General features: G+C 57.1%; 7 protein-coding genes. 4 read left to right on the top strand and 3 right to left on the bottom strand.

Features of this window, described 5'->3' with window-relative positions; translation table 11 throughout:
* Positions 1-384 precede the first annotated feature (384 nt).
* The 4 genes from VES88_11460 to VES88_11445 all read left to right on the top strand — a co-directional run bounded on the left by VES88_11460 (position 385) and on the right by VES88_11445 (position 2,686).
* A complete protein-coding gene (locus VES88_11460) occupies positions 385-597 on the top strand; it encodes a hypothetical protein (GenBank protein ID HYN82112.1) in 213 nt (70 codons plus the stop codon).
* Positions 594-788: a hypothetical protein gene (locus VES88_11455; protein ID HYN82111.1), complete on the top strand. Its 195-nt coding sequence runs from the start codon at positions 594-596 to the stop codon at positions 786-788. The genes VES88_11460 and VES88_11455 overlap by 4 nt, the downstream gene beginning before the upstream one ends.
* Positions 789-1,046: 258 nt before the next feature.
* Positions 1,047-2,015 (top strand): hypothetical protein, encoded by a 969-nt coding sequence (locus VES88_11450; GenBank protein HYN82110.1) that lies wholly within the window; start codon positions 1,047-1,049, stop codon positions 2,013-2,015.
* A gap of 353 nt (positions 2,016-2,368) precedes the next feature.
* A complete protein-coding gene (locus VES88_11445) occupies positions 2,369-2,686 on the top strand; it encodes a hypothetical protein (GenBank protein HYN82109.1) in 318 nt (105 codons plus the stop codon).
* Positions 2,687-3,203: 517 nt separating this feature from the next.
* On the opposite strand, the gene VES88_11440 is transcribed toward VES88_11445, so the two are convergent.
* From VES88_11440 to VES88_11430, 3 genes are read right to left on the bottom strand one after another with little or no spacing between them, the layout of a single operon-like run.
* On the bottom strand, positions 3,204-4,328 hold the full coding sequence (locus tag VES88_11440; protein HYN82108.1) for a hypothetical protein: 1,125 nt from the start codon (positions 4,326-4,328) through the stop codon (positions 3,204-3,206).
* On the bottom strand, positions 4,285-6,381 hold the full coding sequence (locus VES88_11435; protein ID HYN82107.1) for a 3'-5' exonuclease: 2,097 nt from the start codon (positions 6,379-6,381) through the stop codon (positions 4,285-4,287). The genes VES88_11440 and VES88_11435 overlap by 44 nt, the downstream gene beginning before the upstream one ends.
* Positions 6,382-6,410: 29 nt before the next feature.
* Positions 6,411-10,550, bottom strand: coding sequence for an AAA domain-containing protein (locus VES88_11430; GenBank protein ID HYN82106.1), 4,140 nt, complete (start codon positions 10,548-10,550; stop codon positions 6,411-6,413).
* Between the last annotated feature and the right edge of the window lie 23 nt (positions 10,551-10,573).

Raw genomic sequence — 10,573 nt, 5'->3', positions numbered from 1 at the left:
TGCCGAGATCGAGGGCGAGGAGTAACGTCGGGGCAGATGTGCGGGTCGTCATCGTAGGCATAGACTCTTCTCGTGAGGAAGGTGAAGTGTCTACGGTGGCGGCTCGTGCACTCGTTCGCCACCAGGCCTACATAGTTTCTTCGTGAAGACAATCGCAATTAGAGGAGGGTGTCTATGTCCGCAACAAAGCACACTCGCTAACGGATTGCGCAATTCATCGGGATCATCGTCCCGTTTGTCACCGCCCGTCGCAATCCGCAACCGATCGATATCAAAGACGGGGTTCCTACTGAAACCACAAACGTGTTCAATCGAATGTGTTGCCGTGACGTATCCGCTCGAGGACAGAAACTGTGAAGCGATCACAATTTTCACGAGGGGCGCATGGAACTGTTCTTCTCTCGTTGGCTAGAGCTGTCAATAATCTTTATAGGCACCGTGGTAGCCTCGGCTGTGGCGGCTGCATTGCAGAACAAGTACCAGGATGACGACGTCGGAAAATCCACGCGCGGTGGTCTCGCGGGAGGAATTGCTGCTGGCGCAATTGCGTGCGTCACGACCCTTCTCACAACGTCAGGCACAGGAGCCTATCCATGAGCGAACGTTTGACTGGCGAGGCTCATTCGATCAGACGGTACGTCGTCTTCGGTGCCGTTGCCGGAGCATTGGCAGCCTTCGCCGCTTCCGCGTTGGGGCTGGACCTTCGAGTTGTGGCGCCCGTCGCCGGCGTTCTCGCCGCACTTGGCGCGGGCACTACGAGCGAACGCGGTCGACCTACGCCCGCGTGACGCTGCGGCAGGGCTCGGTTGCGAGCAGTCGAACGGAATGTTGAGCGCAGCACCAGAGTCGCGACTTAACATCGGAGCGACGTGGTCCGGGACGGACGGGGTTTTCATCACGCGGACTTCTCCGCTGCGCAACGCGGCATTGTCGCGTGGCAATCCAGCACTTCGTTTGCTTGAAAACCAGCCTATTGTGCTAACTGAGTGGTTCTATGTTTACAGCCCCCGCACGGCTGGCCAGGGTTCTCAGCTTCCGGATTACCGGTGTCGACACTAAACGCCACGCAACTTCATGATTTGGATCTCGGCTTTGAGCGTGCCTCTGCCGTTGTCCTTCAATACTACCTGAAGTACCAAGGGCTCTCAGTCGGCGCAGTTGTGAAAGAGAAGCTGGTCGAACGCATCAGAGGCTACATCCACGATAGAGCGCTCGAAGGCTCAGACGTTTTGATAATGCTTCGCGAACTTCAAGAGAATCGAAATAAGAGAGTATACCTGTACTCGATCAGCCGAAGAGAACTACCGGGACTAGCGACAGAATTTGAGCGTGCCGTGTCTAATCTGGCCTCAGCTCGTATCCGCCGCGGTACGGAGGCGGGAGAAATCGCCTACTCCTATGTAGATGCGTCGACTGTGCGGATTTGCTTCGTGGAGCAACAGCAGGATGTCGTCGTAGACGTTCCCGCCAGACACGTTACCACGATTCCAGTCACCAATGTCATCTTGCTGCAAGTGGACAGATCCAATGGGTGGGTGACGCTCAGCTATGACCCGCCATCGCGAATCATGAGACACGGGTCACAGGAAGCTTATTACCGATCGTATCTGCAACGGTCTGAACATTTACTCGGCGTGACGTTTCGCGCCTTGGGATTGGCTCGTGCAATGGAATCTCTTCAATCGAGTCCTCTCGTTAAGCCGCGACATTTGGTTGTAGATACCAACGACGGTTCCGTCCAGATAACTGGAGACGGAGTTGACTGCCGGGAAATGGGCGTAGCTCCTGGAGTTGAGAGATTCGTCACAGGTCGTGAGCGCGGGCTTTATGATTGGTTACCCGCGGATAAGGCGCGGGTACAGTTTGGGCGATTCGGTGTATATTCGGGTGAGATTCCACTCCTTCGCTCGGTCCCGACGGACCTCCAATGTGACCCAGGCATGGTCCGGTTCTCGCGCGATTGTCTTTCGAATGAAGTCGGGTATGTCCTCTCCCAAATCCGTGCAGTTGCTTAGCAGCCATCCCGAATGGTCCGGCCCGTTGGAGGCTCTCGCTGCGCAGGTAGAGCGAATGAGTCCAGACCGGCGACTCAAGCCTAGGGAAATCGCCAGGGAAGCGGGCATTCCTGCATGGCAGGCACTCGGCATACTCAAAATCTTGCAGGAGGCGGGGCTTGGTGAGGTGCGGCTACAGGTCCGTGACTCAAGTCGGGGCGGCGTTGAGCTCGGCACATACAGGTCGGCGGAAGACATCCCATGGCTCCATCCAGACGCACTAGGCGAAATGTTTCAGGTTCAACCCGAAGACGTCCAACTGGTCTTCGTGCCTGCTCAAGGGCTTCGCAACGTCTCCGAAAATAGTGCTAGTAATGGGTGACGTTGACCCGCAGCTTTTCAGGGATTTCGCTAACGTTATTCAGAAGGATGCGCTTGAGGACTTTGCGAAACGGGCGCTATCAGACACGCTGGGGCGGGACACTGACAAGCATAAGGCATGGCAGTATGGCTACTACACGATGCTAACCTTAACGAGTCTAGCGATGCTCGTTGGGATTGGCTTGTCGATTGTCGCAGGACTAAAGTTGATGCCAGTTGAGATGGAAGTTGTCAGGTGGACTTGGGGGGCCTTTTTTGCGTCGGGCGGTGTAACAGCTCTACATCGTTTCCTGCCATATAAGAAAAGCTAGTGCGCGCGGAGAGCGTTACCGCCGCCTGTGGCCCTGCAATGGACGACTTCGATTGTACCTGCGGCCGAACGTTTCTCCTACTGGGCCGGGTCTGGGATCGTCCCAAGGGGGACCTGCTGACCTAACTGAAAATGGCAAAAGCCCACTGGCAGCGCCTCGCCCGCATCGTTGATCTGAATCACCACAGTTCCGTCGTCCTCACGGACAAAGCGCAGGCGCACCTTATGAGAGTTTTCCATGCGTGCGAACCCAGCCCTCGCCAAAGCCCGAAGATTCAGCTTAAAAGTTCCAACGTGCAGGGTTTTCCCCGCGCGCTTCGATTGCCAGTTCAGATTGATGTAACACGGGACCTCATTGGCGTTTAGCGCGCCATGGTGCTCGTCAGCTTCATCGGCGTTTCCGGTCCAAGGGTGAGCGTCGGGTGCGTATTCCGTTCGAGAAACGAGCGAAGCCTGCGACGGGTCAGGAAGATCCGGGATGGTTTACTCCGCGAAAATCATGTGCCCGCGCCTCTGACTCATCCGAGTTCGAAGGCGGGCCGAAAGTGAGCGCTCTTGGAGCGAAGGTATGCGTCCAGTTCGCGAAGAGCCGGATCGTTACGGATCAGGGCGCGGTGAAGGTTTTCCCAGGTCCGGTAGCTGAAGCAGTCCTTGTGATTCTTTGACAGATAGCACCGGACACTGTCTTCTGGATTCGAATAAGAGTATCCCTTGGCCACGCGGGCCTGTTTCCATTGAGTGCTGCTCGCCAGATTGACCACATGCCAATCGGATTCATCCGCCATCTCGGACGCAAAGACGACGTTTCGAAAGAGTTGGCTGTGGAACTCGTTGCCGATTTGCTCACTTACGATGGCCGCCTTGGTCCTTGCCGAAGACTGGTTTAGGTAACGCTCTAGCAGGCCTTCGCGAGATGTCGGTTTTTCATCAGGCTTGATGCTACCCTCGTGAGCGACCGGATTGCCGGATCCGAATTTTGCCTCTACGCAAACGATCAGTTCTCCATCCGCAACCAGCATGATATCCGGCTCAGTCTTGTAAGTGCCGATTCCGCGCTCGAGGATTACTCTAGCAGCATTCAGCGGCGTGAAACGACCAGTTTCTTTCCCGGTCAGGTCGATCCGCTTGCCCCAGAGGTATAGCACGGGCTCGGATTGAAGCACGCGGCCAGTCAGGAAATGCGTGGTCTCACGAAGTTTCCCAGCTTCGGCCAAACCAACAAAGACGTTCCAGCTGAGAGCGTCTTCGGACATTTCATAGCCTAAGCGATGGCTCTCGACTTTTCCGCTACTTCCTAGGGCAAGTTTCGCGGCGAGCTCAGGGCGAATTCGGAAATTGCGCAAACGTGCTTCGTTGACTCTGCTCTCGCCGTTCCAATACACGAACGTCTTCGAATGGAGACGCAGCCCATGAGCGGAACAATACGGTTTGCTGCTCTTGCCGAATGCAACATCAACGAGATGGGCTGAGCATTTCTCTATGGGGCACTGTTCCCACTTGCTGGAAGGAACGCAGCTCGGATCGAAATTGCTGTGGCCGAAATGCCGGAAGCAATCAGAGGTTAAGTCGACGCTATCCAGTGGAGGCATTTCCGGCATCCTAAGAAGCGTCACGAAGCAAGCCAACCTCGCTTCTAAAATCATCAAGAAATTCGGAAACTGGCTTCACCCCCGACACGAAAAGCCAGTCCCGCGCTCTAGTACAAGCTACGTAGAGCAAATGCCGCTCTGTCTCATAGACCTCCTCCAAATCGGCATCATCAGCTATCGACTCAATTCTCTCCTGCAATGGAAGGACCTCGTCATCGCATGCCATCACGACCGCTGTGCGAAACTCCAGCCCTTTGCTCAGGTGCATAGTGGCAATCGAAACATGATTGCGACTCGACTTCACATCCTCGCGCAACACAATCGCGCTCAATCCACCTGCTCTCACAGCAGCCTCTGCCCGCGGAATCTGCGCTTCCGAGCGAATGAAGACGCCAATCTCGTCAGGCTTGACTCCGTCGCGCACAACCTGTGACAACCACTCCCCTACAGCCTGGATCTCCTGTTGCTCGTCATTGAACTCATTGACGACAGGTTGAGGTCCGTTGAACACTGAAACCGTGCCGGTTCGAGTGTCCACATTACCATCGACATCCGATGTCTCCGAGTCGAGAAGCCGATCGGCCTTCATTCGAATCTGATGCGACGTTCTGTAATTCACTCGTAGCGTCGCCGACCGCCCGCGAATGTCAACGCCGAGCGACTTCCACGAGAACGGTAGTTGGAAAATCCGTTGGCCAAGATCGCCGGCGAAGAAGAGCGCGTTGGATCTTCCTCGGCCCATCGCCGCAAGCAGTCGGAGTTGAGGCACGCTTACGTCCTGCGCCTCATCGACTACGATGAAATCATACGGCGGCTTGCCACCCTCAGTGTAGTGAGCAGTCAGGCGAGCATACACCTCGGCTCTTGTGAGCGATTCACTGTCGGCCAGTTGACTTCTCACGCCCACAAAGATCGACCACAACATCCTTCTCTGTTTTTCAGGCAAGCGCGTCTTTCGTCCAAGCCGTTCTACGTCGCGATACTCGTCCCACGTTCGCAGCTGCCACGCGTCAACGACGTCGTTCCATTCAGAACGCACGAAAGCCGCGCTGAAGGAATTGTCTGGATGACGGCTAATGGCCTCGTCGATCGCGCGGCCCAATTGATCATGGGAAACGTTGCGGACCGGACCGATCGTTCGCTGATACAATCGCGATGCTACAGCATCGAGCGACTCCACATCGATCCGCTCCCGCACTCTGGGTTCGCTTCCTACAAGACGGCCGAGCTTGATCGCGAGTGAGCTCGCAAGCGTAGATGAAAAAGTCGTGAGGAGAATGCGCGCATCAGGGTTCCTTCGCGCGAGAACAGCGGCGCGGTGAATAGCCACGATTGTCTTGCCTGTTCCCGCCGATCCCGCCACGCGCGCTGGACCGCCGAACTCTTTCTGAACGAGACTTCGCTGAACCGGATGCAGGAATGTCGTCCACTGCTCCCATGGGTACTCGAGCGCGCGCTCCAGCTCGTCGATATCTGTAATGACGCGGAAGCGCCGTTGCGCATCGGGATGCTCGAATGGATCCGCGCCAACCGTGACCTCGCGCGGCTGAGGAGTTCCACCTGTGGCGATAGTTAACAGGGCTTCCGCCGCCTCAGCCGGTAGCTGAGTCGCGATGTCGAGAATGCTGTCTTCGTCTGCAGCGCGGACTTCGGCCAGTGATTCCTTCGGCACACCATAGCCGAGTAGCTCGTCGTCGGACAGGCGAGCAAAGGGCGTTGGCTTCTTGAGCTCAGGCTGCGTCGGCTCCTTGAAAATCTGCCTGACCACTTCCTGATGGCGCTCATGGATGACCACCATCTGTGCGGCACCGGTCTTCGGGTGCGCCTCGAGTTTCCTCCGCTCTGCCCACGAATACGCCTTGTCGTGGTGGTCCACATAGCAGAGGAGAATGTCCTTCGCCGTCTTGTGAACGATCAGCCGAATGTCGCCGCTCACGCGCACCGACCAGAAGTTTGGATCCTTCGCTTTATCGAGCTTGTGGAACTTGAGGCCGGGATGCGCCGGGTTTATCTGAAGGTCGAATGCGGTAGTCTTCGCTGCTTTCTGTTCGTCAGCAGTGAGTCGCGAAAGGCTGCTGGTGAAACTGTCAGCGATTCTAAAATCCACTGGTCGGCCTGAAGACCTTCATCGTTTCATCATCCTGGTGCGTTCTGTCTGCGGCGCGCGGAAATGATTCGGGTCAGCCGCTCCCGAATTCTTGGCCCCATGCGTTTGAACGGCAACGCCTCAAACACTTCGCGCAACAGCTCGTCGTCGGTGCGAAGCAACCCGTCCGACTCGATCCATTCGGCGTATCGCCTTAGCTCCGAATCGTAGTAATGCTCGATAGATTCGCGCTCTGGCAGCGCCGGCTCAGGCTCCGAGCGGGTCGGCTGCTCCACCTTCGGTTTCGAGGCAACTGGGGGTTCCGACGCGGGTTCGGCTTGCCAGCGTCGGCTATCCTCAGCATCGTCTCGGTCAGCCTTTTCAACCGCTTCGCGGTATGCCTCCACGAGGCGGGCGATCTCTTCCTCCCGGCAGAAGAACCAATCGGTTGACCATATCCTGTGAAATCGCCAGCCGAGCCGCTGTAGATGCGCCTGTCGAAGTCGATCTCGATCCCGCGCGGTCGCGCTTGAGTGGTAGGAAGCCCCATCGCACTCTATGGCGAGAACAGGACGCCCGGGTTTCGTCGGATGCATTGCAACCAGATCAATCCTGTAGCTCGATGCTCCAAACTGTGGCCGCGTCTCGATTCCACTCGCTGTCAATGCGTCCCGGATATCCGCTTCAAATGAGTTTAATTCTACTTCGCCTGCGATCTCAGGATTCGTCAGGCGATGCCCTCCGCTTGCGGCATACTCGAGGTATGCCTTGAGCAGCTGGACTCCTCTCTTGCCTGATCTGTTGAGATCGATGTCATGCGCGAGGAACGAGCTCACGACGGTCATGCGCCTGCGAGCACGTGTCACTGCGACATTGAGGCGGCGATAACCGACGTCCTGCGTCAGCGGGCCAAACCGGTGCGGCAACGTGCCGTCTGGCGACTTTCCATACCCGATCGTAAGAATGATCGCATCCCGCTCATCGCCCTGGACGGTTTCGAGATTCTTGACGAAAAAGCGGTCTTCCCGCTCGAGAGCGAAGAACTCGGCGAGTTGCGGCCTGATCTCCAACTCTCTATCGAGCGCCGCCTGAACTCTGTTCGCGTGCTTGATGCCCATCGCGATCACACCAAGTGACTCATTGGGGCGCGTTTCGGCGTGCTTGAGAATTTCCTGGATGACGCGCTGAACCTCACGAGAGGAGCTTTCCTCCTGGCTTCCCAGTCCTGGGTCGTGAGGCACATGAATCAGGCGTAGGACTTCCCGGTCAGTTGCAGCCGGAAAAGTGATCAAGTGTCCGTTGTAGATGTATTGATTGGAAAATGCGATCAGCCGCTCGTCGGCGCTTCTGTAATGCCAATCGAGCGGCATCGGTGGGAGAAAAGGTTCAAGGGTTGAGAGAAGGCTTTCGTATCCACCAACCGCTTCGCCAGCTAAAGCTTTCGCATCCCGCTCTTCGTCATCAATGTCCGGCTCCTCGTCGTCATCACTGGTAGAAAAGAACGTCGTAGGCGGCAGTTGGTGCTTGTCCCCAGCGGCAACAACCTGTTCAGAGCGATACAGCGAAGGGATCGCTTCTTCTGGCAGGATTTGACTGGCTTCATCGAAGATCACGAGGTCGAAATGCTTTTTTCCACCTTCCAGCAGCTGACTGACCGACAACGGGCTCGCGATCCAGCAAGGAGCCACTCGGGTGAGAACATCGGGCGCCCGCCGCAGCAGGTCGCGGAGGGCGATATGTCGAGACTTCTTGGCCGCCTCCGCCCGGATAAGGTTCGCCTGGTCGAAATGCTCATTCATCGCCAGAGTCGCCGACTGCGCGTGGAGCCTTCTGACACGATCAGCCGAGAGCCGAAGCCGCTTTTGATCTATGTCGACGAACTCATCAACGAGTTGTTGATGAGTTTTCCCTTTGAACGCAGCAAGGTCGGGATCCAATGCCTCGACTGACTCTACCGTTGAATAGAGCCAGATGTATTCGAAGCGCTCTACCCAGACACTACCCGGAAGACTGGAGGCGCGAAAATCATTGAGCAGCACCGAGAGCCCGGCCTCGCTGATACTATCACGCAGCCGGTGAATCGTCGGCATGAGCAGCGGAGTTCGGCGATCGTCCGCCAGGCGTCGCAGCCGTTCACGCGCAAGTGCAATGGGGCGTGCCGTGGTTGCTGGCATTACGAGCAACGCATCCAGCGGGTCGAGGCTCTTTGAGAGAGTTGCAAACGATGCTTGCAGCTCGGCGGCGAATATGGAATCGCGAGGTGGATTCCCACTCAGTGTTCGCCCTGACCATCGACGGGACGCTTCCACAGCCTTGTCTGCGTCCTGGAGAAGAACGACAGAGGATGCAGGCGTCTTTCGCAATCCGCGCATCAGCTTTCGAGCGTCGCGGTAATCCGCGCGAGTGAGAAACGCCCAGAACGCGTGCAACCTCCCTTTCCGGGCAGGCTCTAATGCCGCCGCAGCATTCCTTGCCACGTCGAACACTTTGGATTCGTAGCTCAAAAGAATCGAGCGCACATCGTCGAGTAACGTCAGAAGTTCTTTTGCATCGTCCACACTTCCCGGCAGCGCGACATCCAGATCACCCGTGAGCTTGTTGAGACTTGATTCGAACTTCGGCCATAGGTCGTCGGCGATGTGATTCGCTTCGTCGAGTGCCCGCTGGGCCGTTGTCCCGTCGCGGATCTCAGCGTCTGTCCAGGGCGAAGGGTCAATGCCAAGCATGAGCGACGCATGAGCGGCGCCTTCGCGGAGCCATCGGCGGGCGAGGGCCGCATGTTCAAGATCGAGCCTTTCGAGGATCGGCCCGCGGAGCCTTACCTTCGTTACCGCTTCTTTTGGCAGTCGAAGGAGCGCTCCCAGCATTCCAATGAGCGACATATGGGTTGGGAGTCGCGGCTCGTTGATGCTCTTTGCATGCGCGTTAAGCGCGCTCCGCTTCGCCTCGAACTCCTGCTGTATCTGTTCGTTCCCCTGCACTGGGGGAGTGGTTCTGATCTGCTGCAGAGTCTCAGCGATTCGCGCCATTACTTCCTTTCGCGACACCGATGCACCGTGCAGGTCGAGAGTAATGTGTCCCAGCCCGACGTCGCTCGTGCTCAGTCGCTTCATCACGGCTTCCAACGCGGCACGTTTTTCGGCAACGAAAAGAACACGCTTCCCTTCAGCGACCGTTTGGGCAATTAGATTCGCGATCGTTTGACTTTTCCCGGTGCCGGGAGGGCCCTGGATTACGGCGTTCTGCCCCGCAGCAGCACGGATGATCGCGCGCTGCTGCGACGAATCGGCATCGAGCACAAGGAATTCGTTCGATGCGGGGCGTTCGTCGAGCTCAGACGGTGAGACGTCGAAGACAGACTTGCCCAGGTTCTGGCGCGACTGCGTTTCGCCCGCGATGCCGCGAACCAGCTCGCTTGCAGCAAGGGCAACCTTGTTCCGGCGAATGTCTTCGACAATCGCCATCTTCGCAAAGGAAAAATTCCCGAGGACTACCTTTTCGTTGACGGTGAAGTCACTCTCTCCGCCCATGCTCCGAAGGATGTTACCGATAACTCGGTTTGTATCAACGCGCCAAACCCCATAGTCGTCTTCCTGCGCAGATTCCTTGATTACCGAATCCGCATCGATAACCACCCGGAAATTCTTCTCGAGGATGTAGACGAGTACCGGGTTGAGCTTTGGCTCTCCGTTGACGCGAACGCGGAGGTTGCTTTCATCTTTGCCCATGACTTCTATCGTTGCCGGCACGAGGACGACGGGCGCAGCGTAGGGTCGGCCCCCGTCGGCAGCCGGCCATGTAGCCATCCCTACGGCGAGGAAAAGGGTGTCAATTCCTTTCTCCTCCATGTTCGCTTTTGCTTTACGCCGAATCGCCGTCAGGGCTTTCGTGGCCGAAGCTCGCTTCTCGAGAATGACTTTTCGCTGTTGGGCGATTGTGTCAGGAGGATCGGCGGGATCGCGGACTATGAGGGGATTGACGATCTGCTCAACTGAGAGCTTGTCGCCGCGGAGCAGGTTGGCGAGCACTAGCGGGTCAGCTGTAAGATCGAGAGTTCCTACCTGCAGATCGCGATAGAACAGAAGAGAGTTTGCTCGCGTATCGTCGATGAGCCGGCGGATCCAGATATCGCTGGCATGGCCGACGATGGCAGCCGCGTCGTTATTCCCCGGCCGTCCCTGTGTAGTCACGGAGAGCCGCGGAGGAGAGCGAG

It is taken from the genome of Gemmatimonadaceae bacterium (genome assembly GCA_035633115.1).
GTDB lineage: Bacteria > Gemmatimonadota > Gemmatimonadetes > Gemmatimonadales > Gemmatimonadaceae > UBA4720.
This window is presented reverse-complemented; position numbering and strand designations above follow the sequence as displayed.